The organism is Alcaligenes sp. PF14 (genome assembly GCF_037150615.1).
GTDB classification, from domain to species: Bacteria; Pseudomonadota; Gammaproteobacteria; order Burkholderiales; family Burkholderiaceae_B; genus Alcaligenes; species Alcaligenes phenolicus.
On record NZ_JBAGRS010000004.1, the window covers coordinates 96,653 to 122,253 of the forward strand.

19 protein-coding genes are annotated in these 25,601 nt (G+C 58.3%); 14 read left to right on the plus strand and 5 right to left on the minus strand.

What is annotated here, in order from left to right; translation table 11 throughout:
• Positions 1–9: 9 nt before the first annotated feature.
• The 8 genes from mauD to WFM49_RS09955 all read left to right on the plus strand — a co-directional run bounded on the left by mauD (position 10) and on the right by WFM49_RS09955 (position 9,666).
• Entirely contained in the window at positions 10–651 is a 642-nt protein-coding gene (gene mauD / locus WFM49_RS09920; RefSeq protein WP_009462707.1) for a methylamine dehydrogenase accessory protein MauD, read from the plus strand.
• Entirely contained in the window at positions 635–1,183 is a 549-nt protein-coding gene (locus WFM49_RS09925) for a methylamine dehydrogenase light chain (RefSeq protein WP_137430807.1), read from the plus strand. Before mauD ends, WFM49_RS09925 begins: the two co-directional genes overlap by 17 nt.
• A gap of 138 nt (positions 1,184–1,321) precedes the next feature.
• Positions 1,322–1,822, plus strand: a complete 501-nt coding sequence (locus WFM49_RS09930) for a hypothetical protein (protein ID WP_021447058.1) — start codon at positions 1,322–1,324, stop codon at positions 1,820–1,822.
• Positions 1,823–1,939: 117 nt separating this feature from the next.
• Positions 1,940–2,890: a helix-turn-helix domain-containing protein gene (locus tag WFM49_RS09935; RefSeq protein WP_009462703.1), complete on the plus strand. Its 951-nt coding sequence runs from the start codon at positions 1,940–1,942 to the stop codon at positions 2,888–2,890.
• Between the two features lie 115 nt (positions 2,891–3,005).
• Positions 3,006–3,809, plus strand: coding sequence for a hypothetical protein (locus WFM49_RS09940; RefSeq protein WP_009462701.1), 804 nt, complete (start codon positions 3,006–3,008; stop codon positions 3,807–3,809).
• Positions 3,810–3,840: 31 nt separating this feature from the next.
• Entirely contained in the window at positions 3,841–4,917 is a 1,077-nt protein-coding gene (hemE, locus tag WFM49_RS09945) for a uroporphyrinogen decarboxylase (protein WP_009462699.1), read from the plus strand.
• A gap of 285 nt (positions 4,918–5,202) precedes the next feature.
• Positions 5,203–7,296, plus strand: coding sequence for a primosomal protein N' (locus WFM49_RS09950; RefSeq protein WP_009462697.1), 2,094 nt, complete (start codon positions 5,203–5,205; stop codon positions 7,294–7,296).
• Between the two features lie 294 nt (positions 7,297–7,590).
• A complete protein-coding gene (locus tag WFM49_RS09955) occupies positions 7,591–9,666 on the plus strand; it encodes a UvrD-helicase domain-containing protein (RefSeq protein ID WP_009462695.1) in 2,076 nt (691 codons plus the stop codon).
• A gap of 329 nt (positions 9,667–9,995) precedes the next feature.
• Here the strand turns inward: WFM49_RS09955 and WFM49_RS09960 are convergent, their stop codons facing one another.
• The 5 genes from WFM49_RS09960 to WFM49_RS09980 form a co-directional block, all read right to left on the minus strand.
• Positions 9,996–10,232, minus strand: coding sequence for a hypothetical protein (locus WFM49_RS09960; protein ID WP_022983381.1), 237 nt, complete (start codon positions 10,230–10,232; stop codon positions 9,996–9,998).
• Between the two features lie 704 nt (positions 10,233–10,936).
• Positions 10,937–12,409, minus strand: a complete 1,473-nt coding sequence (locus WFM49_RS09965; protein WP_336973010.1) for a glutamate synthase subunit beta — start codon at positions 12,407–12,409, stop codon at positions 10,937–10,939.
• A gap of 33 nt (positions 12,410–12,442) precedes the next feature.
• Positions 12,443–17,176 carry a glutamate synthase-related protein gene (locus tag WFM49_RS09970; protein WP_336973012.1) on the minus strand — a complete coding sequence of 1,578 codons (4,734 nt, stop codon included), beginning with the start codon at positions 17,174–17,176 and terminating at the stop codon, positions 12,443–12,445.
• A gap of 219 nt (positions 17,177–17,395) precedes the next feature.
• Positions 17,396–18,139: an enoyl-CoA hydratase/isomerase family protein gene (locus WFM49_RS09975; RefSeq protein ID WP_250756626.1), complete on the minus strand. Its 744-nt coding sequence runs from the start codon at positions 18,137–18,139 to the stop codon at positions 17,396–17,398.
• Between the two features lie 13 nt (positions 18,140–18,152).
• The gene (locus WFM49_RS09980; protein WP_009462684.1) at positions 18,153–19,124 is read right to left on the minus strand and encodes an NAD(P)H-dependent flavin oxidoreductase; all 972 of its coding nucleotides are present in this window, start codon (positions 19,122–19,124) and stop codon (positions 18,153–18,155) included.
• Between the two features lie 246 nt (positions 19,125–19,370).
• On the opposite strand from WFM49_RS09980, the gene WFM49_RS09985 reads away from it, so the two are divergent.
• The 6 genes from WFM49_RS09985 (at position 19,371) to WFM49_RS10010 (ending at position 25,544) form a co-directional block, all read left to right on the plus strand.
• On the plus strand, positions 19,371–20,603 hold the full coding sequence (locus tag WFM49_RS09985) for a CaiB/BaiF CoA transferase family protein (RefSeq protein ID WP_250756627.1): 1,233 nt from the start codon (positions 19,371–19,373) through the stop codon (positions 20,601–20,603).
• A gap of 31 nt (positions 20,604–20,634) precedes the next feature.
• Entirely contained in the window at positions 20,635–22,170 is a 1,536-nt protein-coding gene (locus WFM49_RS09990; RefSeq protein ID WP_009462680.1) for a 3-hydroxyacyl-CoA dehydrogenase, read from the plus strand.
• A gap of 264 nt (positions 22,171–22,434) precedes the next feature.
• Positions 22,435–23,247 (plus strand): SDR family oxidoreductase, encoded by an 813-nt coding sequence (locus WFM49_RS09995; protein ID WP_254500014.1) that lies wholly within the window; start codon positions 22,435–22,437, stop codon positions 23,245–23,247.
• Between the two features lie 24 nt (positions 23,248–23,271).
• Positions 23,272–23,805 carry a cupin domain-containing protein gene (locus WFM49_RS10000; protein ID WP_026484076.1) on the plus strand — a complete coding sequence of 178 codons (534 nt, stop codon included), beginning with the start codon at positions 23,272–23,274 and terminating at the stop codon, positions 23,803–23,805.
• Between the two features lie 25 nt (positions 23,806–23,830).
• Positions 23,831–24,751, plus strand: coding sequence for an alpha/beta fold hydrolase (locus tag WFM49_RS10005; protein WP_247966080.1), 921 nt, complete (start codon positions 23,831–23,833; stop codon positions 24,749–24,751).
• A complete protein-coding gene (locus WFM49_RS10010; RefSeq protein ID WP_083054297.1) occupies positions 24,741–25,544 on the plus strand; it encodes an IclR family transcriptional regulator in 804 nt (267 codons plus the stop codon). The genes WFM49_RS10005 and WFM49_RS10010 overlap by 11 nt, the downstream gene beginning before the upstream one ends.
• Positions 25,545–25,601: the final 57 nt, after the last annotated feature.

The window sequence follows — 25,601 nt, forward strand, 5'->3', positions numbered from 1 at the left end:
GAGACCTAAATGACCGCTTTAATGATTTCCAACGTCATTTTATGGGTAATCGTACTGGCCCTGGTGCTGGTTGTACTTGCCCTGTCGCGCCAGATTGGCGTGTTGTATGAACGGGTTGCCCCCATGGGCGCCCTGACTATGGATAAAGGCCCGCAGGTGGGTGATGCCGCTCCCGTCATGGAATTGCAGGACCTGCGCGGTCGTGCCGTTACCGTGGGCGTGGCTGGCCCGCGTAGCCAGTTGATTTTCTTCATGTCGCCTACCTGCCCGGTGTGCAAGAAGCTCTTGCCGATTCTGAAGTCCATTCAGGGCTCGGAAGGTCAGTGGGTAGATATTGTGCTGGCCAGTGATGGCGAGATGCCCGAGCATCTGGCTTTCTACCAGAAAGCACAACTGGACGCCTTCCCTTACGTCCTGTCCACACAGCTGGGCATGGGCTTTCAGATCAGCAAACTGCCTTACGCCGTCCTGATCGACGAGAACGGTGTGGTGCGCGGCAAGGGTCTGGTCAATTCGCGTGAACAGCTGGAAAGCCTGTTTACCGCCAAAGACCTGGGCGTGGCCTCGGCGCAAGAATACTTGGCCGGTGACTCGGGCATGAAGCAAGTGCAGGTATCACGAAAGGAGAACGTCAATGCGTTGGCTGGATAAATTTGGGGAGAACCTCTCCCGTTCTGTGGCCCACAAGACTTCGCGTCGCAGCGTGCTGCGCTCGGTGGGCAAATTAATGGTCGGTTCGGCCTTTGTGTTGCCTGTATTGCCGGTGGCTCGCGCCGCCGGTGGTGGTGGCAGCAGCAGTGGTGCCGATCACATCAGTCTGAATCCCGATCTGGCGAATGAAGACGAAGTGAACTCCTGCGACTACTGGCGTCATTGTGCGGTGGACGGGTTCCTGTGCTCTTGCTGCGGTGGCACGACCACCACCTGCCCTCCGGGCTCGACGCCTTCGCCCATCTCGTGGATTGGCACTTGCCACAACCCGCATGATGGCAAGGACTACCTGATCAGCTACCACGACTGCTGCGGCAAGACCGCTTGCGGCCGCTGCCAGTGCAACACGCAGACCCGTGAGCGTCCTGGTTACGAGTTCTTCCTGCACAATGACGTGAACTGGTGCATGGCGAACGAGAACAGCACCTTCCATTGCACGACATCGGTACTGGTTGGCTTGGCTAAAAACTAAAAAAGCCCGTCGGGCTGCCAGTCATGCGGGAAGAACGGTCCTTGGGACGCCAGTTTTTTCCTGCACAGGCAGCCCCCAGGGTTTGAACAAGGTGCCGGGCGGTCAGGATGGCGTTCGGTCACTTAAGGAGGCATCACTGTGTGGACATCTTTGCGCCTGGCCTGTTTGGGCGCCGTACTCTTGGCGTTTACGCCTTGGGCCCATGCCCAAGAAGAGATGGCCGGAACGGGCGATTACCTGCAAAGTTCGCAGGCTTTCAAAGACTATATGCTGCAATGCGCAGGTTGCCATCGCTACGATGGCCAGGGCCTGACGCATCGGGGCATCCCCAATTTCAACCAGTCCATTGGCTTGTTTACACGCCTGCCAGCTGGACGGGACTATATGATTCGAGTGCCCGGTGCCTCGCAGTCGCAACTGGATAATGCCGATCTGGCTCGTGTGCTGAACTGGATTGTGGCCAAGTTCAGCCCGGAAGAAATGACACCCGATTACCGACCCTTTACCTCGGCCGAGGTAGGGGCATCGCGCCGGCATCGTTTTGATGATGTACTCAAGGCGCGTACGGAGCTAACCGTCAAGATGAACAGTATGGGTCTGGAGCCTGCGCCCTACCTGTACGGCTCCATGGATCGCTGATACAGCGGGTTAACGACCGTAGACGCTTGAATTTTTTAGGGCTATAAGAAAGGGGGGCATATTCTGCCCCTTACCCCGATCAATTGCGTTGGCCGAAAGGGCACTCAGGCAATGTCTATGTTATTGCGCACTCCCTCTGCTTCTTTCAAGAGCCTGGCTGCTTGGCAGGAAGTGGTGTGCGCGTACTTTGTGCCCTTGGAAGTTCAGCCGGATTCTCGCCGTGGTTTCTCCAACCGGGCGGCAACCGATCGCATGGGTTCGGTCGATGTCATGGAACTGTGTACCAGCGCGCAGCGCGTGCGTCGTACCCAGGCCTTGGCCAGCCGATCCGAGCAGGCGCTGTACAAGGTCACCTTGCAGATCAGTGGCAGTAGTCAGATTCAGCAGGATAATCGCAGTGGCATCTTGCACGCCGGGGAGTGGGGCATTTATGACACCACCCGCCCTTACGAAGTGGCCGTGCAGGATCAATCCCATTTTCTGGTCTTGCAGTTCGAGGAAGAGCGTTTGCTGCCTTGGTTGCCCTGGCTAAGCGATGCGGTGGCCCGCTCGTTCTCCGCCACGACAGGTCCGGCCCGAATTGCCATGGATATGCTGCGTTTGGGTTTGCAGGAGCGCGGGCACTTGTCGCCCTCGGCCTTGAGCGAACTGTCCCAGACCGTGATTCGCATGATGGCTCTGAGCCTGGCCGATGGTCGCCCGGTGACGACCGAGTCCGCCCTGGACGAAGTGCGGCGCGGGCAGCTGCTGCAAATTCAGCAATACGTGCAGGATCATCTGGGTGATACCGGTTTGAATGCCCAGTCCCTGGCGCTGCAGTTTCGCATTTCACGCCGTTATCTCTACAAGCTGTTCGAGCTGTGCGGGCAAGCGCCTGCCGATTACATCATGGCCGCCCGCCTGGAGCGCGCCTGTCAATTGTTGGTGGACGGCAAACCCGGTCGGCAGATCAGTGAGCTGGCCTGGCAAATGGGCTTTTCCGACGCGGCCGTGTTCAGCCACGCCTTCCGGCGACGCTATGGCGTATCGCCCAGCGAATGGCGTCGCAGCCGTATTTGCGGCGATTAAGTACAGCTACGTAGACGCAACTCCGACTTATCGCAGACGGGTCGGATTTCTATCCTAGAGGCTCATGATTATGGGGCGGCCGGTGTGGTTCGCCCGGCTTCTCAAGGACAGTCTTATGCGTCTACACCTCGATTGTGCGTTGCTGCACACCCAGCCATCGTGGGCTCAGAATTTACAGGCCATCGTCCCGCCTTGCGAGCGCTTGCAGCTGCATGTTCTGCAGGCGCCACCACCGCCCCATCCCGATCAGGAGTATTTGTTTTTGCGCAGCGCATCGGCCTTGCTGCTACGTTTTGATGCCTGTCTGATTCCCATCGAAGCGGCCACCCTGATTCACGTGCGTCGAGCCTTGTCGGTGGCCCAAGGTCATTTGCCAGTGCCGGTCTTTGGTTTGCTGCGGGGTGCCATCAAGGCCGCGGCCCTGACAGACCTGCTGGAACTGGGTCTGGCAGACTACGTGCGCGAGCCTTTATGCCTGGACGATTTGCGCGCCCGCATCAATCGTCAGCGTTTACAGACCTCGTCCCACGCTTTGAATGAACCGGGGCTGTCGGGTCGGATACACTATAGGGTGCAGGAAAACCAGGATCTGGTCCTGCACCCCGGCCCAACGGAGCAGCGCCTGTCGCAAACGATCTTGCAACAGGAGGGGACAACGCTGGAAGCCTATGCCGCTGCGGTAGCCTCGCGCTACGCCAGCAGCCAGGAATCTTTCAAAGTTGCCAAGGGACGGATAGTGGCCCGCTTCGAGCAGGCTTATATCCACGCCGCCCTTGATCGCCATAGCGGCAATATCGCCATGGCGGCCCGCTCCGCGCAAAAGCACCGGCGTGCTTTCTGGGCACTGATGCGCAAACACCATATCGATGCAGCACGCTTTCGATCCGCGTCAAACCCAGACGACGAACACGATGGTTAAAATTAACAGGCATTTTTCAATAGGGATTGCCGTGTCTTTACCTCAATTAAAAAACGATGTTTTCCTGCGCTCGCTGTTGCGCGAACCTGTGCCTTACACCCCCATCTGGCTGATGCGCCAGGCCGGGCGTTATTTGCCTGAATACAATGCCACCCGTGCCCAGGCTGGCTCCTTCATGCAATTGGCTCAGAATCCCGAATTTGCGTGCGAAGTAACCTTGCAGCCCTTGCGTCGTTTCGATCTGGATGCCGCCATTCTGTTCTCGGACATCCTGACCGTGCCACACGCCATGGGCCTGGGTCTGGATTTCGTCGCTGGTGAAGGCCCGCGTTTTGCCCGTCCTGTACGCAACGAAGCCGACGTCATGGCGCTGGAAGCGCCGGACATGTCCAAGCTGCAATACGTGTTTGATGCCGTTTCGCTGATCCGCAAGGAACTGGACGGCAAAGTACCGCTGATCGGCTTTGCCGGCAGCCCCTGGACCATTGCCTGCTACATGGTGGAAGGCCAGGGCTCGGACGACTACCGTCTGGTGAAAAGCATGATGTATCAGCGTCCGGACCTGATGCACCGCATGCTGGAAATCAATGCCCAAACCACCTGCGAATACCTGAACAATCAGATCCGTGCTGGTGCACAGGCTGTGATGCTGTTCGACAGCTGGGGTGGTGTGTTGTCCGACTCCCTGTTCCAGGAATTCTCCCTGGCCTACACCCGTAAAGTGGTTGATGGCCTGATTCGCGAGCATGACGGCAAGCGCGTCCCTGTCATCGTCTTTACCAAGGGCGGCGGCATGTGGCTGGAAGATATTGCTGGCTGTGGCGCTGATGCCATGGGTGTGGACTGGACGGTGAACCTGTCCCGTGCGCGCGCTCGTATTGGTGACAAACTAGCCTTGCAAGGCAATCTGGACCCCATGACCATGTTCGGTGGCGAAGAAGCCATCCGCCGTGAAGCCCGTCGCGTTATTGACGACTTTGGCCCTGTGGGTCAGGGCGGTCACGTGTTCAACTTCGGTCACGGTATTTCGCGTTTCACAGACCCGGAAGCCGTGGGCATTCTGGTCGACGAAGTGCACTCCTACAGCCGTCGACACCACAGCGTTTGATAGTCTTTGCGCACGGGCTGTCGCAGCTTGTGCGCAAAGTTATGCACACAGACAGAGCTGGGTTTGAGGTCTTTATATTTAAGGTTTAATTTCAATACCCAGTTTTAATTAGTTGATTTCTCTGCGTTTTATCCTTATTTCAGAGATATTGAAAATTAAATTGTATCTGTGCTTGCTTCTTTGTATTTTTTGTCCATGTCATTTTCCCCAAAGTTATCCACAGGTCGCTAAGCTCTTGACTTATCAGGCTTTCAGCCAGGCCAGCCCTTTTTTGAACCACCATCCATGACCGCCACTCCTGACGCTATTTCTGCATCGGCAAGCACCGGACCTTTCTGGCTGCATGTGGCTTTGGACGTTCCCCTGGATGGGGTGTTTGATTATCAGCACCACGAACCCGTCCTGATCGGACAGCGGGTCATTGTGCATTTTGGGCGGCGGCAGATGATAGGCGTGGTGGTGGCTTTGCCGGAGCAACCTTCCTACCCGCCCGAGCAGGTCAAAGCGATTGATCAGCTGCTGGATGACTTGCCGCCTTTCCCGCAGGACTGGTTGCGGATGGCGCGCTTTGCGTCTACCTATTACCACCGTCCGCTGGGCGAGGTCATGATGCCGTCCTTGCCAGGGCCTTTGCGCAAACCCTCTGCCTATCTGGGCAAGCGTTCCGCTGGTGGTCCGGTATTGCGCATGGCCAAGCGCAAGGAAAAGAAGGTGGAGCCGGTGGACAGCGACGTCCTGCCCGTGCTCAATGCCGAACAGCAGGCTGCGGTAGATGGCATTGTGGCGGCCAAACCCGGTAGCTGCATGTTGCTGCATGGCGTAACGGGTAGCGGGAAAACCGAAGTCTATATGCGGGTGCTGGAACAGGTGCTGGCCGCCGGTCGGCAAGTCTTGTTCATGGTGCCCGAAATCAATCTGACACCTCAGTTCGAGCAGGTCTTGCGTGCTCGTTTGGCGCGCGTCTTGCCCGGCGATGTGCTGGCTGTCTTGCATAGTGGTCTTTCCGAAGGTGAACGGTTGCGCTCCTGGTTGCGCGTCAACAGTGGTCAGGCGCGCATTTTGTTGGGAACACGGCTGTCCATTTTTACCCCCATGCCCGAGCTGGGCCTGATTATTGTGGACGAGGAGCACGACGCTTCTTACAAGCAGCAAGATGGCTTGCGTTACTCCGCTCGGGATCTGGCTGTGTGGCGTGGCTACGATCTGAAAGTGCCAGTGGTGCTGGGTTCAGCCACCCCTTCGCTGGAAAGCTGGAATCATGCTCGACAAGGGCGCTATAGCCTGTTGAGCCTGCCCAAGCGTGCGCGAGAGGTTTCCTTGCCGCGAGTGCGTCTGGTCGATACCCGCCATTTGCGCCTGGAGTCGGGTTTTTCTCCTCAGTTGCTGGATGCGCTGGAAGCGTGTCTGGACCGTGGCGAGCAGTCGCTGGTGTTTATCAACCGGCGTGGCTACGCGCCTGTGCTGCATTGCGCCTCTTGCGGCTGGCTGTCTCAATGTCCGCGTTGCACGGTGTACACCGTGCTGCACCGGCAAAATGGCTTCAAGCACAATTTGCAGTGCCACCATTGCGGTTATCAGGCCCCCGTGCCGCGTGCTTGCCCGGATTGCGGCGATCAGGACTTGCAGCCTATGGGGCGTGGCACTCAACGTATTGAAGAGTTTCTGGGCGAGCGTTTTCCTAATGCCCGCCTGGTGCGTATCGACGCGGACAGTACCCGCTTGAAGGGCAGCGCGCAGCAATTGTTCGAGCAGGTGCATGCGGGCGAAGTGGACATCATGGTGGGCACGCAGATGGTGGCCAAAGGTCATGACTTCACCCGCTTGAGCGTCGTCGGTGTGCTCAATGCCGATGCTACCTTGTTCGCCCATGATTTCCGCGCGCCCGAGCGTCTGTTTGCTCAACTGATGCAGGTAGCAGGCAGGGCCGGTCGCCATACCGAAGGGGCGGATGTCATCATCCAGACGGGCTACCCGGAGCAGGCCGTTTATCAAAGCCTGATCAAGCACGATTACATAGGCTTTGCTCAAAGCGCCTTGAACGAGCGCGAGTCCGTGGGCTTGCCGCCTTTTGCCTATCAGGTGCTTCTGTCTGCCGAAGCGCCGCAATTGGCAGATGCCATTCGCTTGTTGACCCAGGCGCGCCGTTTGCCTGAAGAATATCCGAATGAATTTCCGGGCGCGGATCAGGTTTTCCTGTACGATCCCGTGCCCTTACGTGTTTTGCGCGTTGCCAAAGTGGAGCGTGCCCAGTTGCTGTTGGAAAGCGCCCATCGTCCGGCCTTGCAAGCCTTTGTGCGCTATTGGGGGCCACAGGTCGCGCAGTTGGCCAAGCAGCATAAAGTGCGCATTACGATTGAGGTCGATCCCCTCGAGATTTAAGATTCTCCAGGCTCATGTATATGCAGGACGGTAGGAGCATCTTCAGTACATCAGGGTGTATCCTTGTGCGCTATGCAGCTATGAGCCAATAGCCATGAAGCTGTGGAGCGATGGCTGTAGGGTGATGATTGCTCTGCCGTTGCCATGCCGCTGTACCTCGCTGCTGCTGTGTCTCTGTGTCAGCCTTTCGCTTGTCATCAAACCGTACTCGGCCTGGCTGGGATGTCACTTTTAGTTCTGCACGTTGTTTGGCGTTGAACCTCGTTTTCTTGCCTAGTATTCACTGATTCCACCATGTCCACCTCCGTAACTACTCCAGGCCATACTGTCCCCACCGACCTGAACGCCATGCAGCGTCAGGCCGTGTTGTATATGGATGGGCCTTGCCTGGTGCTGGCCGGAGCGGGCAGTGGCAAGACACGGGTGATCACACAGAAAATCGCTTATCTGCTGCGTGAGTGTGGGTACACGGGCCGGCAAGTGGTCGCGCTGACTTTTACCAATAAAGCCGCGCGTGAAATGAATGAGCGGATTCGCGCCCTGGTAGATCCCAAGCTGTTGCGAGGGCTGACCGTCAGCACCTTTCACTCTCTGGGCTTGCGCATGTTGCGTGAGGAAGCACAGCACGTGGGTTTGAAGCCGCGCTTTTCCATTCTGGATTCCAACGATGCGCTGGCAATTATTCAGGAACTGCTGGCTACCACGGATAAAGGCCGCCTGAAGTCCGTTCAGCAGGAAATCTCCTTATGGAAAAACGCCTTGATGGGGCCGGACGATGCGGAGCGTGCTGCAAACTCGCCCAGCCAGATCGAGGCGGCTCGTATTTACCGCGACTACGCCGCCACCTTGATTGCCTATCAGTCGGTGGACTTTGATGATCTGATCCGCCTGCCTGCGCAGTTGATGGAAGACAATCAGGAAGTGCGCGAGCGCTGGCAGCGTCGGGTGCAGTATCTGCTGGTGGACGAATATCAAGACACTAATCTTTGTCAGTATCGGCTGGTGCGCTCTCTAACCGGTCAGCGCAATATGTTCACCGTAGTGGGGGACGACGATCAGGCCATTTACGCCTGGCGTGGCGCTACCGTGGAGAATCTGGCGCAGCTTCCCAAGGATTACCCGGACCTGAAAGTCGTGAAGCTGGAGCAGAACTATCGCTCGGTGCAGCGCATCTTGCAGGCTGCCAATAATGTCATTGGCAATAATCCTGTCGTGTTTGGTAAGAAGCTCTGGTCTGACCTGGGCTTTGGTGAGCCTATCCAGGTTCACGTGACAGACGACGAGCAGAACGAGGCCGATTCAGTGGCCATGCGTATCTCGGCAGAGCGCTTCGAGCGTCAGGCCGAGTGGCGAGATTTTGCGGTGCTGTATCGTGGCAACCATCAGGCCCGTATCTTTGAGCAGGCGCTGCGCAATCTGCGCATTCCCTACACCATTTCGGGTGGGCAGAGTTTCTTTGACAAGGCCGAGATTCGCGACATCCTGTCTTACTTGCGAGTCGTTGCGAACGACGATGATGATCCGGCTTTCATCCGCGCAGCGACGACACCCAGGCGCGGAATTGGGCAGGCTACCTTGCAGGTGCTGGGTCAGTTTGCGGCGGAACAAAAGCTGTCTTTGTATTCCGCCGTCTCGCAAATCGCTCTGACGGATCGCTTACCGGAAAGGCAGTTGGAGCCTTTAAGTGTCTTTGCGCAGTTTATTGGCCGTATCCAGCAAAGAGCGGACCGGGTAGAGAGCGATCAGGAAGGACACGAGACGGCCGTCAGCGAATTGCTGGACGAGCTGCTGCGGGCGATTGATTACGAGCGCTATCTCTACGATATGTTCGACGAGCGACCCGCGCAGACTCGTTGGGAAAACGTATTGGAGTTGATTACCTGGCTGAAGTCCAAAGCGGCAGACGATCAACTGAGTTTGAATGACTTGGTGCAGCGAGTTGCCCTGATCACCATGCTGGAACGCGGTGAGGATGAAGACCCGGATGCGGTCAAATTGTCCACGCTTCATGCTTCCAAGGGGCTGGAGTATCCGCATGTGTTCCTGGTGGGGGTGGAAGAGGGGCTGCTGCCGCACATTGGGCGCGATGACGAAGATATAGACCCGGATAAAGAAGCCGATATTCTGGCCCAGCGCATTCAGGAAGAGCGGCGTCTGATGTACGTGGGTATTACGCGTGCGCAGCGCAGTTTGCGCTTGAGCTGGTGCAAGAAGCGCAGACGCGCACGTGAGAATCTGGTGCGTGAGCGATCGCGCTTTATTGATGAGATGAAGATTGAAGACCCTGGTGCCCAGGAAGATCCGGCGCAGGCGGCTTTAAGTCCCAAGCAGCGGCTGGATATGCTGAAGAACTTGTTGAACAAGTCTTGAGCAGTGCTTCTTGATCAAGGACGATTTCGTGTTGGGCCTATGTTTTGTGAGGCACCGTCGTTCTGCAGGCCAGCTTTTGCTGGCCTTTTTCATTTTCTGCGGCGCTGGAGGAAACGCTCTCCGTGCCTGGGCTTGTCTTGATCTTGGGGCTGGGGAGACGCGTGGTGAGGTGCTGGCGCCCAATGAGCCAAGGTCCCGGGCGGTGGATGAAGGTGTGCCGCTGGAAAGGCCGTATTAGCAAACGCAGAAAAAACAAAAGCCTGCTAAATCAGCAGGCTTTTCAACATCAAGCGGTGTTTTGCTTGAGCGTTACGACGGTGATGCGTGGCTTACCAGTAGCTGGCCGACATGCGGGAATCGCGGATGCGGGCTTCGTTCAAGGCACGGGTCAGTTCGACCATGTACTTGAACACCACGTTTGCGGCTTTGGAAACTTGTTTGGCCGCTGCTTTGGTCAGTGCAGTTAAAGACACGGATTCACCATTTTCCAGGGCATGCTGCATTACCCCACGCTCAACAGCATCACTCCAGTGAATGTAGTGCGAGTAAGTGGTCATGGTAGACATTTGCTTTCCCTTTAAGGTGAAGGTCTAAGTTACGAGTTCTCATTATAGGGTTTTCCCTAGTCTAAAAGCAAGGGTAAACCCTAGGGATTGGATTAGCCTGTGGTTTTTAAGGGAAAACCCTAGGGTTCTTTGGAAAGGGAAATTAAATCAAAGGCTTATGGGGGTGGGGCTTGCAGGGTTTTGCGGGTTTTAGGTGGGGAGTGGAGTCCTTGCGGCAGCCCTTGCTGGCTTGAGGCTGGGTCGGAGCGGAAGCTTGCCGGTGCTGCGCACCGGTGCCCTTGTCTGGGGCTGTTGTAGGGCGCACCTTGAACTCGTTCAGTGGTTTGTCCCCCGGACAAACCACAAGCGTTGAACTCAAACAGCAAGGTGCTTGCATCCCTACAACAGCCACAGACGGAGGCAAGCCCCCTGAATGCTCCAACCCAGCCTCAAGCCAGCAAGGGCTTCAGAATGGTGGCAACCAACAGCCGACAACCCACAACTAATCGCTCTGGCTGCTTCTTGCTGCAATCCGTTGCCAGGCAAATAAAGCTGGCAGATATGGATGACAGGCTCGTAGGCAGCAGGCAGCAGGCAGCGAGCCGCAAACAACAAATAAGGACCCGCGAAGTCAGGGGGCCTGGAAGTGATCTCGCTCGCTTGAAGACAAACAGCCAGCCGTTTATCGCGGCTGGCTGTTTGTGTACTGGTACTACCAAGAAGGCTTAGCGGGGAAGTGTCGAACTCCCCATCAGGAACTCGTCTACGGAACGGGCACATTGGCGGCCTTCACGGATGGCCCAGACGATCAGGGACTGGCCGCGTCGCATGTCTCCGGCGGCGAAGACTTTGGCTCGGCTGGTTTGGTAGTCATCCGTGTTGGCGGCGACGTTGCCGCGCTGGTCGGCTTCTACGGCGAAGGCGTCCAGCACTTGGCGTACGGGAGCGGTGAAGCCCATGGCCAGCAGGACCAGGTCGGCGGGGAAGGTCATTTCGGAACCGGCGATGGGCGTCATGCTCATGCGGCCTGTCGCGGGATCGGTTTTCCATTCCACCCGCACGGCGCGCAGTTCTTTGACTTGGCCGTTCTTGCCTTCCAGCTCTATGGTGTTGATCGCCCAGTCACGCTCGCAGCCTTCTTCGTGCGAGGACGAGGTGCGCAGCTTCATGGGCCAGTAGGGCCAGGTCAGCTCCGTGTTTTCCTGCTCGGGCGGGCGGGGCATCAGTTCGAATTGGGTGACTGATTTTGCGCCTTGGCGTGTGCTGGTGCCCACGCAGTCCGAGCCGGTATCACCGCCGCCAATCACTACGACATGCTTGCCTTGAGCGCTGATGGCGGGAGCGCCTCGCGAACCGGCAACTTGCTGGTTCTGGATGCGCAAAAAGTCCATGGCGGGATGTACACCTTGCAGTTGGCTGCCGGGGGCGTCCAGCAGGCGTGGTGTTTCGGAGCCGCCTGCCAGGATGATGGCGTCGAACTGTTGCTCAAGATCGGTAGGGGACAGCACGGTCAGCCCCGGTTCCTGGGCGGCTTGGTCTTGTGCTTGGCCAATATAGGTAGAGGGGAAAAACTGCACGCCCTCGGCCTGCATCTGGGCGATACGGCGATCCAGCAAGTGTTTGTCCAGCTTGAAGTCGGGGATGCCGTAGCGCATCAGGCCACCAATGCGGTCGCTTTTCTCGTACACGGTGACCTCGTGGCCGACGCGTGCCAATTGCTGGGCGCTGGCCAATCCGGCAGGGCCGGAGCCAATGACGGCCACGCGTTTGCCAGTTTTGTGGGTAGGTACTTGTGGTTCAACCCAACCTTCTGCCCAGCCTTTGTCGATGATGGCGTGCTCAATGGATTTGATACCCACGGGCGCACGGTCAATGTTCAAGGTACAGGCTGCCTCGCAAGGAGCGGGGCAGATGCGGCCGGTAATTTCCGGAAAGTTATTGGTGGAGTGCAGCACGTCCAGCGCCTCTTTCCACTGCTGGCGGTAAACCAGATCATTCCAGTCGGGAATGATGTTATTGACCGGGCAGCCGTTGTGGCAGAAAGGGATGCCGCAATCCATGCAGCGGGCGGCCTGCTGGCCTGCCTGTTCGTCGTTCAATACCTGGACAAATTCTTTCCAGTGCTTGACCCGCTTTAAAGGAGCTTCTACGGCTTCTTGCAGACGTTGAAACTCAAGAAATCCAGTCGTCTTTCCCATGATGTGTCGTTTCCTGATGGTGATGGGAAGGGTTCAGGCCGAAGCCGAACGGCGGGTTTTACTGCTTTTGGGCGCGGCTTTGCTCGCTTGCGGGCCTTGCCACAATTCGCTCAATGCACGTCGGTACTCGCGTGGAATGACTTTGACGAATTGTGCGCGGGCGCTGTCCCAGTCTTTCAAGAGCTCGCGGGCCTGGAAGCTGCCCGTGGCCTTGAAATGTTCCTGAACCAGGGTTTGCAAGATTGAATCGTCGGTCTGACGTTCGCCCTGGGCGCTACGGCTGTGCCATTGCGCCATGCTGCTGTTCATCTCTTGCTCGGCCTTGCTCAGCACAGGCTCCAGATCCACCATGCCGGGGTTGCAGCGCAGTTGCAGGCGACGTTGCGGGTCCCACACGTAGGCCACGCCACCGGACATGCCGGCTGCAAAGTTGCGGCCCACTTCGCCCAGAACAACCACGGTACCGCCCGTCATGTATTCGCAACCATGATCGCCTACGCCTTCCACAACCGCGCTGGCACCGGAGTTACGCACAGCAAAGCGTTCACCGGCCACGCCGTTGAAGTAAGCCGCACCGGACAGGGCGCCGTAAAGCACGGTATTGCCCACGATGATGTGGTCCGGGCCGTAGCCACGGAAGTCGTTGGGCGAGCGCACGATAATGCGGCCGCCGGACAAGCCTTTACCTACGTAGTCATTGGCTTCACCCACCAGATCCAGGGTGATGCCCTGCGCCAGGAAAGCGCCAAAGCTCTGACCCGCTGTACCTTTGCACTGAATGTGCAGGCTGTCGTCAGGCAGACCTTGATGGCCGTATTTCCTGGTGAACACGCCCGAGAGCATGGCACCGACGCTGCGGTTGCGGTTACGTACGGGAGTGATGAAAGACAACGGCGTGCCCTGATTCAGGGTCACGGCGCTGCGCTCGATCAGTTGGCGATCCAGCGTGTGTTCCAGGTCATGATCCTGGGTAGCGATCTGACGTGGGGACTCTTCATTGTCCACTTTATGCAGCAGACGGGAGAAGTCCAGGCCCCGGGCTTTCCAGTGTTCGATACCGCTGCGCATATCCAGCCAGTCGCTGCGACCGATCAGATCGTCAAAGTGGCGTACACCCAGCTTGGCCATCAGTTCACGCACTTCTTCTGCAACGAAGAAGAAGTAGTTCACTACGTGTTCGGGCTTGCCCTTGAACTTGCGGCGCAGCACGGGGTCCTGAGTGGCAACGCCAACGGGACAGGTGTTCAGATGGCATTTGCGCATCATGATGCAGCCTTCCACGACCAGCGGAGCGGTGGCAAAGCCAAACTCATCCGCACCCAGCAAGGCACCGATCACCACATCGCGGCCGGTTTTCATCTGGCCGTCGGCCTGCACGCGGATGCGGCTGCGCAAGCGGTTCAGCAACAGGGTTTGCTGGGTTTCAGCCAGACCCAGTTCCCACGGGGTACCGGCATGCTTGATAGAGGATAGGGGCGAAGCACCCGTACCACCGTCGTGACCGGCAATCACAATGTGATCGGCCTTGGCTTTGGCAACACCGGCAGCCACAGTACCCACACCGACTTTGGACACCAGCTTCACGGAGATATCTGCTTGCGGGTTCACGTTCTTCAAATCGTGAATCAGCTGGGCCAAATCTTCGATGGAGTAAATGTCGTGGTGCGGTGGGGGCGAAATCAGGCCGACACCAGGCACCGAGTAACGCAGCTTGGCGATGTACTCGGACACTTTATGACCGGGCAATTGACCGCCTTCACCGGGTTTGGCACCTTGTGCCATCTTGATCTGAATTTGATCTGCACTGCACAGGTATTGGGCGGATACGCCAAAGCGACCGGACGCAACCTGCTTGATGCGCGAGCGCAGCGAATCGTTCTCTTGCAGCTCAATGTCGGCAAATACGCGATCCTGGCCTAACACGCTGGCCAAGGTGTCACCCTGGCGGATGCCACTTTTACCGTGCTGCATTTCGTGCTGGTAGCGCAACTCGTCCTCGCCACCTTCACCAGTATTGGACTTGCCGCCAATCCGGTTCATGGCCACGGCCAGTACGGCGTGGGCTTCGGTTGAAATCGAACCAAGCGACATGGCGCCGGTTGCAAAGCGTTTGACGATCTCGCTAGCCGGTTCCACCTCTTCCAAAGGAATCGCTTGAGCCGGGTCCAGACGCAGTTCGAACAAACCACGCAGTGTCATGTGACGGCGGCTTTGCTCGTTGATGAGCTGGGCGTATTCCTTGTAGGTGCTGTAGTTCTGGCTGCGGGTGGCGTGTTGCAGTTTGGCGATGGAGTCGGCGGTCCACATATGGGCTTCGCCGCGCACGCGTACTGCGTATTCGCCACCGGCTTCCAGATGGTTTTCCAGCACGGGGTCTTTGCTGTAGGCGGCGCGATGCTGACGCAGCGCTTCTTCGGCCACGGTGAAGATATCAATCCCTTCCACCGGGCAGGAAGTACCCACAAAATATTTGTCTACCAGCGAGCGCGACAGGCCGATGGTCTCGAAAATCTGCGCGCCGGTGTAGGACATGTAGGTGGAGATGCCCATTTTGGACATGACCTTGTACAAGCCCTTGTTGATGGCCTTGATGTAGTAGCCCTCGGCCTGGGAGGCGTCGATCTGGTTGATCGGGTCCTGGGCCAGATGCTGCAGGCTTTCAAAAGCCAGCCAGGGGTGCATGGCTTCGGCACCATACGCACCCAGCAGCGCGAAGTGATGCACTTCACGGGCCGAGCCGGTTTCCACGACCAGACCCGTGCGGGTACGCAGGCCGATGCGGATCAGGTGCTGGTGAATGGCCGAGGTTGCCAGCAGGGCTGGGATGGCCACATGCTCGGCGTCACAGCGGCGATCCGTCAGGATCAGGATGTTGTAGCCATCGCGCACGGCATCTGCCGCACGGGCGCACAGGGCGGCCACGCTGGCCTCTATGCCTTCCGGTCCCCACGCGCTGGGGTAGACGATGTCCAGTTCCTGGCTGCGGAACTTGCCATTGCTGGCCGCTTCAATGCGCCGGATCTGGTTCATGTCAGCCGGGCTCAGCACGGGCTGGGACACTTCCAGACGCAGCGGCGGGTTGACGTTGTTGATGTCCAGCAGATTGGGCTTGGGGCCAATAAAGGACACCAGCGACATCACCATCTGTTCGCGAATCGGGTCGATAGGCGGGTTGGTAACCTGAGCGAACAGCTGGCGGAAGTAGTTGTAGAAGGGCTTGGATTTGTCGGACAGCACGGCCAACGGAGCGTCGTTGCCCATGGAGCCGGTGGCCTCTTCGCCCTTGCTGGCCATGGGCTGCAGGACGACTTTGATATCTTCCTGGGTCCAGCCAAAAGCTTGTTGCTGATCCAGCAGGTCGCGGGTGGCCAATTGGGGACGCACGCCGGGCACGCTGGGCAGGGAGTCCAGGCGCAAGCGCAGGCGTTCAATCCACTGCTTGTAGGGGTGGGTGTTGGCCAGTTGGGACTTGATCTCGGCATCGTCAATGATGCGGCCCTGTTCCAGATCGATCAGCAGCATCTTGCCCGGTTGCAGACGCCATTTCTTGACGATGCGGTGCTCAGGAATAGGCAGGGTACCGGCTTCAGAGGCCAGCACAATCATGTCGTCGTCGGTAATGACGTAGCGGGCGGGACGCAGGCCGTTACGGTCCAGCAGTGCACCAATTTGCAGGCCATCAGTAAAGGCGATGGCAGCAGGACCATCCCATGGTTCCATCTGAGCTGCGTAGTACTCGTAGAAAGCGCGACGGCTTTCGTCCATCTCGGCGTGTTGCTCCCAGGCCTCCGGCATCATGATCATCATGGCGTGCGGCAGCGAGTAGCCGGCCATCACCAGCAGTTCCAGACAGTTGTCGAAAGTGGCCGTGTCGGACTGGCCTTCGTACACGATGGGGTAAAGCTTTTGCAGATCTGAGCCCAGCACGGCCGATTCCATGGCGCCTTCACGGGCACGCAGCCAGTTGAAGTTGCCCTGTACCGTGTTGATTTCGCCGTTGTGGGCGATCAGGCGGTAGGGGTGGGCCAGAGGCCAGGCGGGAAAGGTATTGGTGGAAAAGCGCTGGTGCACCAGAGCCAGGGCTGAACAGGCACGAGGGTCGGCCAGATCGCGGTAGTAGCGGCCAACCTGGTCAGCCAACAGCAGGCCTTTGTAGACGATGGTGCGCACCGAGGCCGAGGTCACAAAGTATTCCTGGCCGTGGGCCAATGCCATGCGGTAGATGGCGTGGCTGGCGGTCTTGCGGATCACGTACAGCTTGCGCTCCAGCGCATCGGGCACCATCACATCCGGGCCGCGGCCAATGAACAGCTGGCGAATCACCGGTTCGTTGGCCTTGACGGTGGGCGACATGGGCATGGTGCTGTCCACCGGCACATCGCGCCAGCCCAGCATGTGCTGGCCTTCGGCACGTACCGCACGTTCCAGCTCCTGTTCACAGGCCAGGCGGGAAGCGGTTTCCTTGGGCAGGAACACCATGGCTACGCCGTACTCGCCGGGGGGCGGCAGGGTCACGCCCTGAGCGGCCATTTCTTCGCGGTAAAGCTGGTCGGGGATCTGGATCAGAATGCCTGCACCGTCGCCCATCAAGGGATCTGCGCCTACAGCGCCGCGGTGATCAAGGTTTTCCAGAATTTTAAGGCCTTGGGTGATGATGGCGTGGCTCGCCTGGCCTTTGATGTGTGCGATAAATCCGACGCCGCAGGCGTCGTGTTCGTTAGCGGGAAGGTACAAGCCTTGGGCTTGGGGGGGACAGGAGTGTGTCATGGGCGTATCCGCAAAGAACGTGTTAAAGCGGTGCATTTGTTGCAGCGCAAAAAATAAAATACAGCGATTTTTTTTTTCCACGCAAGATTTTTTTGCGAATACGGTAAAAAAAATTAGGGACCTGCTCTCACAGGCCCCTTATCACCCGTCTGAACCGGGTGCAGTGTGGCAAGATCGCTGCACATGCGGGTTTGCGCAGAAATCAGGTCCACACAAGCGCTATTTGCCGCTGCGGTTCTGGCTCATTTGCCCCAGAATCTGCAGAGCTTCTTCGCCTTCCAGCAGTTTGGAAAATAGCTTGCGCTCGCGTTCCAGAACCTCCAGCAAAACTTCGCGCTGGGGTTCTCGTAGCAGACGCTTGCTGGTGCGCAAGGCAATGGGAGGCTGCTCGGACAACGCGTGGGCGCAGGCACGGGCGGCTTCCAAGCTATTGCCGTGGTCGGTCAGTTCAGTGAGCAGGCCGTCTTCCATGGCTTGCTCGGCACTGAAGGCTTGTGACAGCAGCAGCCATTCGTTGGCACGGCGTGGCCCCACGTACTGCGCTAGCAGGTGGCTGGAGGCGCCTTCCGGGCACAGGCCCAGTGCGGTGAAGGGCATGCGCAAACGCGCGTCACGGGCCGCGTACACAAAGTCCGCATGCAGCAGCAAGGTTACGCCAATACCCACCGCGTGACCTTCTACGGCCACGATCAGTGGGATGTCGGCCTGGACCAGACTGCGCAGGAACTTGATCGGCGGCGGCATGTCGTTGTTGCGCACATTGGACAGCTCCGAGATGTCGTTGCCGGCACAGAAATGCTCGCCCGCGCCGGTCAGAATCAGGGCACGATATTTCTGGTTCTGATTGGCCTGGTCGATGATGTCGGCCAGCTCTTCGTACATGGGGCCAGTCAAGGCATTGCGTCGTTCCGGGCGGTCCAGAATGACTTCCAGCCAATGACCTGCGTCATGAGTCCGTATCATGGCGTGCTCCTGTTCAGGCGAAGGGGGAGGCCAGCAGTGCTGCCTTGGCTTCCTGGTATTCGCGATGCAAACGGGCCACGATGTCGGCAGTAGATTCCACCGAGTCAATGCCACCAATGCCTTGACCAGCGCCCCAGATGTCGCGCCAGGCTTTGCTCATGCCCGAACCGAAGGCGGTGTCGGCATTTTTTTCGCTGTCCAGCTTGTCCGGGTCCAGGCCTGCAGCGCGGATGCTGTCCTTCAGGTAGTTGCCGGGGATGCCGGTAAACAGCGGGGTGTAGACGATATCGGCGGCACGACCCTTGACGATCATGTTCTTGTAATCGTCCGAGGCATTGGCTTCGGTACTGGCAATGAAGCGCGTGCCGATGTAGGCCATGTCGGCCCCCATGGCTTGGGCCGCCAGAATGTCGCGACCCCGGCTCATGGCGCCGGACAGGGCAATCGGGCCATCAAAAATCTGACGGATTTCGTTAACCAGTACAAAGGGGCTCAAGGTACCGGCGTGGCCGCCAGCACCTGCAGCCACCACGATCAGGCCATCCACACCGGCTTCCAGCGCTTTTTCAGCATGACGCAAGGTGGTTACGTCGTGGAAGACTTTGCCACCCCAGGCGTGCACATGCGGCACGATGTCTTGCGGGGCGCGCAGGCTGGTAATCACCAGTGGCACCTTGTGGTCGGCGCACACACGCAGATCCTGCTCCAGGCGGTCGTTGGACTGGTGGATGATGTGGTTGATGGCGTAGGGGGCGATGCGGCGCTCGGGATGGCGCTCGCGTAGTTCGGCCAGGGTGTCGTCGATCTCGTCCAGCCAATCCTTGAGCTTTTCCTGGGGGCGGGCGTTCAAGGCGGGGACGGAACCGATGATGCCGCTGGCGCATTGTGCAATCACCAGGGCGGGGTTCGAAACAATGAACATGGGCGCTGCCATTACAGGCAGGGTCATAGATTGATAAAGCTGCTGCGTTAATGCCGATGGCATAAGGTCGGTCTCCTGTTATCGAAAGAAGTGCCCTGCCTCTTGAAGGGGCGGGGTCCTGCAAGGAAGATCTGCCGCTGATAATCTATCGTCACCTATTCTAGGACGGTTTATCGTCGCCCGGCTTGGTGCGCTGCACAAATTCCTCCGGCCTCGAAAATGACCATGGTTTGAGCACTTTTTTCTGTCCGTAGACCGGACTAAGAAGACGTAGTGCACAATAAGCGACTTGAAGGATTTTTGTTTGCTATGACCACGACTGAACGAAAAGCGCCCTTGGCGGGATTGCGTGTTCTGGACTTGACGCGCGTGCTGGCCGGGCCCTGGTGTACTCAAAACCTGGCTGATCTGGGTGCGGAAGTCATCAAGGTCGAACGTCCGGGTGCCGGGGACGACACCCGAGGCTGGGGGCCGCCGTATCTGCAGGATGGTCACAGAGCGGACACGGAAGATGCAGCCTATTTTGGGGCTGCCAACCGTAATAAAGAGTCCATCATTCTGGATATAGGCACTGCACAAGGTGCCGAGGTGGTGCGTCAGCTGGTCAGTCGCTGCGATATTCTGGTGGAAAACTTCAAGGTCGGTGGCCTGAAAAAGTACGGACTGGACTATGAAAGCCTGCAAGCCATCAACCCGGCCCTGATTTATTGTTCGATTACCGGATTTGGGCAGACTGGCCCCTATGCAAGTCGTCCAGGATATGACTTCATGATCCAGGGGCTGGGTGGTTTGATGTCCCTGACAGGTGAGCCAGGTGGCGAGCCGCAAAAAGCGGGTGTGGCTGTAGCCGATGTCATGACAGGCATGTACGCCACCGTGGCTGTGCTGGCAGCCGTGGTGGAGCGCCACCGTAGTGGCCTGGGTCAGCATCTGGATATTGCTCTGCTGGATTGTCAGGTGGCCATGATGGCCAACCAGAACATGAATTACTTGTGTACCGGACAGGCGCCACAGCGCCCCGGCAATGCACATCAGAATTTGGTGCCCTATCAGGTCTTTGAGGCCAGTGACGGGCATTTGATTGTGGCGGTGGGCAACGATGCCCAGTTTCGCAGTTTTGCGCGGGAGCTGGGTCACCCCGAGTGGGCGGATGATCCCCGTTTTGCGCGCAATGCCGGACGAGTCATGCACAGGGACGAGTTGGTGCCCATGCTGGCGCAGATCATGCGAAGCCGCAGGCGCGATAGCTGGTTGCAGACGCTGGAAGCCGTGGGTATTCCAGCCGGGCCCATCAATACGATGGAACAGGTTTATCAGGACCCGCAGGTGCTGGCGCGCGGCTTGCGCCTGGACTTGCCGACCGGGCAGGGGGGGAGCGTGCCTTCGGTAGCCAGTCCTTTACGTTTGTCGGCCACGCCGGTGCAGTATCGCAGTGCGCCCCCGCGTCTGGGAGAACACACCCGCGAGGTCCTGGCACGAGTGCTGGAGCTGTCGCCCGACAAGGTCGAGGCCCTGGTATCCGGCTCCGCTGCACAGGCTTAATTTTTATTGCTTTTCGATCAGGTTGTGAATCATGAAACAGATACAAACCATCGCTATTGTTGGCGCAGGTGCTATGGGAAGGGGCATTGCCCAGATTGCTGCCCAGGCTGGCAAGCAGGTCTTGCTGTATGACCTGAATGCGGACTCGGTCAAGGCTGCTTTGGCGGATGTACACGCCGTCTGGAGTCGTTTGCAAGAAAAAGGCCGCATGACGGCTGAACAGGTGGACGCGGCCAAAGCGTGTCTGCAAACCGCCAGCGATCTGCAAGCTCTGGCCCCTGCCGATCTGGTCGTGGAAGCCATTGTGGAGCGTCTGGACGTCAAGCAAGGCTTGCTGCAACAGCTGGAAGAGATTGTGTCGGCCGACTGTGTGCTGGCCTCCAATACCTCTTCGCTGTCCATTACCGCCATTGCCCAAGCTTGCCGCCACCCCGAACGCGTGGCTGGCTATCACTTCTTCAACCCCGTACCGCTGATGAAAGTGGTCGAGGTTATCGACGGCCTGCGCACCTCGCCGGAAGTGGGCGATGCCTTGATGCAAGTGTCGCGCGATATGGGCCACACGCCGGTGCGCGCCAAGGATATGCCCGGCTTTATCGTGAACCACGCCGGTCGTGGCATGAACATCGAGGGCCTGAAAATCGCCCAGGAATGCGTGGCGCCTTTTTACCAGATCGACGCCATCATGCGCGAGCAGGCCGGTTTCCGCATGGGGCCCTTTGAACTGCTGGATCTGACCGCGCTGGATGTGTCCCATCCGGTCATGGAATCCATTTACCGTCAGTTCTACGATGAGCCGCGCTTCCGTCCTTCGCCCATTACCGCCGTGCGTCACGCCGGTAAATTGTTTGGTCGCAAGAACGGCGAAGGCTTCTACAAGTATGAAGATGGCAAGAAACAGGTTCCTCAAGAGCCTGCTGTTCCCGCTGTCACCTCCTTTGCTCCTGTGTGGGTCTCGCCTTACCACGAGCAAGGTCAGGCTCGCGCGCTGCAATTGCTGAGCGAACTGGGCGTAAAAGTGGTGGAAGGCGACCAGCCACCGGCTGATGCGCTGATTCTGTTGACGCCTTATGGTGAAGACGTGGCGACTTTGGTGTCCTTGCATGGCCTGGACCCAGCTCGCACCGTGGCGCTGGATACCTTGTTCGGCTTGGAGAAAGGCCGCCGCCGCGTGCTGATGTGCTCGGCTGCGACCACACCAGAATGGCGCGATCAAGCCTGGGCCATGCTGGCCAGCGATGGTACGGCGGTTAGCGTGATCGAAGACTCTGCCGGTTTTGTGGCCCAGCGTTTGGTGGCTACCATCGTGAACATCGCCAGCGATATCGCTCAGCAGCAGATAGCGACCCCATCAGATATCGACGCCGCTGTGCGTCTGGGCCTGGGTTATCCGCACAATGGCCCGCTGTCCATGGGTGATGCCGTCGGCTCGCGTGATTTGCTGGATGTATTGAACACCCTGCAAGCTGTCACGGGCGATATGCGCTACCGCGCCAGCCCCTGGCTGCAACGCCGTGTCCAGCTGGGTATGTCCTTGACGGCATTGGCTCAGTGCAAGGCGCAGTAAAGCTGTAGTCCTTTCCGTTTTATCTGCCAAACAGGGCCCCGCATTTGCGGGGCCCTGTTTGTTTTACCCGCCGGTTTTTATCTTTAAGTGTCTGTGTGTTTAGGGGCAGGCACCCTTTTGGGCTGTCGACTAGGGTTTTTGCCGATACTCCGTCCATAAGGCTTTCGTTAATCTGTGTTCATTCCATTAGTAAATCAACGTTTCATTAGTGAAACAAAACAGGTTTTACGATCTTGAGCAGATCTATTCCAAGGTTTTAAGCGCATGACTATTAGTACCGCTATCGATCCCACGTCCTTGCAGGTTCTGCTGGCTGATCTTCCTCGCGATTTACTTGCCGGGCGACGAGTGCTGGTGACTGGTGCAGCGCGTGGCCTTGGTCTGGCGTTTGCTCATTGCATTGCACAGGCCGGGGCTCGGGTGGTGATTGCCGACATTTTGTTTGATCTGGCACAGCAAGAAGCCCAGCGTTTGCGCGCTGATGGATTGCAGGTTCATGCCGTGGCACTGGATCTGGAGGACAGCGAATCGATTGATCGCTGTGCCACGCAGGCTGTGACTTTGATGGGCGGATTGGATGGTTTGGTCAACAACGCCGCCATCACCAACTCGGGTGGCCGCAATGCGCATGAGCTGGAAGCCGCCATGTGGGACAAGGTGATGGCGGTCAATGTGCGTGGCACCTGGCTGATGAGTCGTGCGGTGCATGGTGCGCTCAAGGCCAGTGGTCGCGGCGCCATCGTGAATCTGTCCTCGGATACGGCTTTGTGGGGTGCCCCCAATTTGCTCGCCTATGTGGCCAGCAAGGGGGCAGTTTCTGCCATGACGCATTCCCTGGCTCGGGAGTGGGGTGAGGACGGTATCACCGTCAACGCCGTGGCACCGGGGCTGACCTTGGTGGAAGCCACCGAATACGTGCCTTTAAGTCGCCATCAAGCCTATTTGGACGGACGTGCTATCGCCCGCGAGCAACAGGCAGCAGACGTGTGTGGCGCCGTGGTTTTTTCCCTTTCTGGACTGTCACGCTTTGTGACGGGCCAGGTCCTGGCCGTCAACGGCGGCTTTGTTATGCACTAAGGCTATCGATCAAGGAGCATGAAGATGAGTGAGCAGACCGTGGAGACGGAAGTAAGCAGCTGGAGTCGCCCGGAGGGTGCCTCGCTGGAGGATTGGATGAATACCCGCATTGCCCGTTATTCCACCCGCAAATACGACTGGAATGCGCTGAAGTTCCAGGCTGATTACGACCCGAAATTCCGTCGTGCGCAAATGCGTTATGTGGGTACGGGCGGCACAGGTGTTACAGCTGACATGAACACAGTGCCTGCAGAAAACTTCACCTTTTCGACCATGGTGATTCCGGCTGGTCACGAAGGCCCGCCCCACCTGCATACCGATGTGGAAGAGGTGTTTTTCGTGATGCGCGGCAAGCTTAAGCTGATCATTGAAAAAGATGGTGAACGGTTCGAGACCATCCTGACGGATCGCGATCTGGTGTCGGTGCCGCCGGGTGTGTATCGCGAAGAGATCAACATCGGTGATGAAGACGCCTTGATGTGTGTGATGCTGGGTGCGAAGAAACCCGTCACGCCTACCTATCCGGCTGATCATCCTCTGTCCAAGATCAAGCGTTGATTGGGCACAGCGGAGCATCCAGATCATGAATCCCCTGCCTGGCACCTTGCCGCTTTTATCCGCCCGGGAGACGCGCTATCTGCAGGCCTGTCTGCCCTTGTCGACCGTAGACATCGGTCGTGGCCGACAGGTGGCGGTGCGATGCGCGGGCGACGGTGAGCAATGGGTCGTTTGCTTGCACGGCATCGGTTCGGGCTCGGCGTCCTGGTTGCGGGTGGCACAGCAATTGCCACCGGGCCTGCGCTTGCTGGCTTGGGATGCTCCCGGTTATGGCTTGTCTACTCCTCTGGAAATGGACAAGCCCACGGCGCTGGACTATGCCCGGCGTCTGCAGGAACTGCTGCATGTTCTGGAAGTGAAGGATTTTGTGCTGGTCGGGCACTCCTTGGGTGCCTTGATGGCGGGCGCCTATGCCCGTCATCTTGATCAGGGAGAGATGCAGGCGTTGTTCCTGATGAGCCCTGCAATTGGGTATGGACGCCCGGGTTTGGAACAGCGCCGTCAGGCAGTGTGGGATCAGCGTATGGCGCAGGTGGCGTCGGGTGATATGGGCTTGATGGCTCGTCAGCGTCACCAGCGATTGCTGTCGGAGCAGGCTACTTCCGAAAACCGGGAGTTGGTGTTGTGGATTATGGCCAGTCTGCACCTGGCGGGCTATCAGCAAGCTGTGCAGATGTTGTGCCAGGAAGACCTGCTAACCTACCTGCCTCTTTCCAGCAGCGTGCCTGTCGCAGTGAGTTGTGGCGAAGTGGATGTGGTGACAACTCCTGAGGCGTGCGCCGGGGTGGCGCGGGCTTGTTCCCAACATTTACAACTGGTTCCCCAAGCGGGACATGCCAGTTATGTCGAGCAGCCTGGTGCCATGCTGGAAGCCTTGCAATCTTTGCTGGGCCAGACGCAAGCCTTGCGTTCCGTGGCCACGACCAGGAGTAGTCATGAGCAGTGAATTGAATAAGAGCGATGCCAGTGCTGACCGTTATACCGTGCCCGCGCTGGAGCGGGGCCTGCTGATTCTGACCCAGTTCAGCCGGGATCAGCGCACTTTGGGTGCGCCCGAACTGGCGCGACGCCTGGACTTGCCCCGCTCGACCGTGTTTCGCCTGCTGTCCACGCTGGAAGGCATGGGTTTTGTGGAGCGAACCGAGAATGGCCGTGATTACCGTTTGAGCGTCGGTGTCTTGCGCCTGGGTTTTGAATACGTGGCCTCCCTGGACGTGACCGAACTGGGCCGTCCGGTGATGGAGCGTTTGTGTGAGCAGGTGCGTCTGCCCTGCAATCTGGTGGTGCGTGATTTGCGCTCGATTGTGTATGTGTCCCGCATTGCGGCGCCAACCCCGTTTGCCAGCTCGGTGACGGTAGGGACCCGCTTGCCAGCGCATGCCACAGTGCTGGGCCATGTGCTGCTTAGCCAACTGAGCCTGACTGAGTTGAAAGAGCTGTACCCCGAACCGGAACTGGAGCGCTTTACCTCCCATACTCCAGCGGATGTGCCCCAGCTGTACGAGTTTTGCCAAGCCATACGCGAACAAGGCTATGCACTGAGTGAGGGCTATTTCGAGTCCACGATCTCGACCATTGCGGCCCCTGTGTTCAATGGTGCGGGCAAGGTAGCAGCGGCACTGGGCGTAACCGCCATGGCGGCCAGTTTTGAAGGTGAGCGTCTGGCCGAGATGATTGCTCAGGTCAAGGCAGCCGCCGCCGAGCTCTCGGAGCTCGTCAGGCATTCCCCCCATAGTTAAGACTCCGTTAGACGGGTCGTGGATGAGCGATCGGTCCGGGGCAGGAAGAAAGAGATA

What these genes read in the sequence shown, in the direction of transcription:
- WFM49_RS09965 (WP_336973010.1), bottom strand. Translation starts at nt 12,409, where the DNA reads ATGGGAAAGACGACTGGATTTCTTGAGTTTCAACGTCTGCAAGAAGCC.
- WFM49_RS09955 (WP_009462695.1), top strand. Translation starts at nt 7,591, where the DNA reads ATGTCCACCTCCGTAACTACTCCAGGCCATACTGTCCCCACCGACCTG.
- WFM49_RS09950 (WP_009462697.1), top strand. Translation starts at nt 5,203, where the DNA reads ATGACCGCCACTCCTGACGCTATTTCTGCATCGGCAAGCACCGGACCT.
- WFM49_RS10005 (WP_247966080.1), top strand. Translation starts at nt 23,831, where the DNA reads ATGAATCCCCTGCCTGGCACCTTGCCGCTTTTATCCGCCCGGGAGACG.
- WFM49_RS09935 (WP_009462703.1), top strand. Translation starts at nt 1,940, where the DNA reads ATGTTATTGCGCACTCCCTCTGCTTCTTTCAAGAGCCTGGCTGCTTGG.
- WFM49_RS09925 (WP_137430807.1), top strand. Translation starts at nt 635, where the DNA reads ATGCGTTGGCTGGATAAATTTGGGGAGAACCTCTCCCGTTCTGTGGCC.
- WFM49_RS09975 (WP_250756626.1), bottom strand. Translation starts at nt 18,139, where the DNA reads ATGATACGGACTCATGACGCAGGTCATTGGCTGGAAGTCATTCTGGAC.
- mauD (WP_009462707.1), top strand. Translation starts at nt 10, where the DNA reads ATGACCGCTTTAATGATTTCCAACGTCATTTTATGGGTAATCGTACTG.
- WFM49_RS10000 (WP_026484076.1), top strand. Translation starts at nt 23,272, where the DNA reads ATGAGTGAGCAGACCGTGGAGACGGAAGTAAGCAGCTGGAGTCGCCCG.
- WFM49_RS09980 (WP_009462684.1), bottom strand. Translation starts at nt 19,124, where the DNA reads ATGCCATCGGCATTAACGCAGCAGCTTTATCAATCTATGACCCTGCCT.
- WFM49_RS10010 (WP_083054297.1), top strand. Translation starts at nt 24,741, where the DNA reads ATGAGCAGTGAATTGAATAAGAGCGATGCCAGTGCTGACCGTTATACC.
- WFM49_RS09990 (WP_009462680.1), top strand. Translation starts at nt 20,635, where the DNA reads ATGAAACAGATACAAACCATCGCTATTGTTGGCGCAGGTGCTATGGGA.
- WFM49_RS09985 (WP_250756627.1), top strand. Translation starts at nt 19,371, where the DNA reads ATGACCACGACTGAACGAAAAGCGCCCTTGGCGGGATTGCGTGTTCTG.
- WFM49_RS09960 (WP_022983381.1), bottom strand. Translation starts at nt 10,232, where the DNA reads ATGTCTACCATGACCACTTACTCGCACTACATTCACTGGAGTGATGCT.
- WFM49_RS09995 (WP_254500014.1), top strand. Translation starts at nt 22,435, where the DNA reads ATGACTATTAGTACCGCTATCGATCCCACGTCCTTGCAGGTTCTGCTG.
- WFM49_RS09970 (WP_336973012.1), bottom strand. Translation starts at nt 17,176, where the DNA reads ATGACACACTCCTGTCCCCCCCAAGCCCAAGGCTTGTACCTTCCCGCT.
- WFM49_RS09940 (WP_009462701.1), top strand. Translation starts at nt 3,006, where the DNA reads ATGCGTCTACACCTCGATTGTGCGTTGCTGCACACCCAGCCATCGTGG.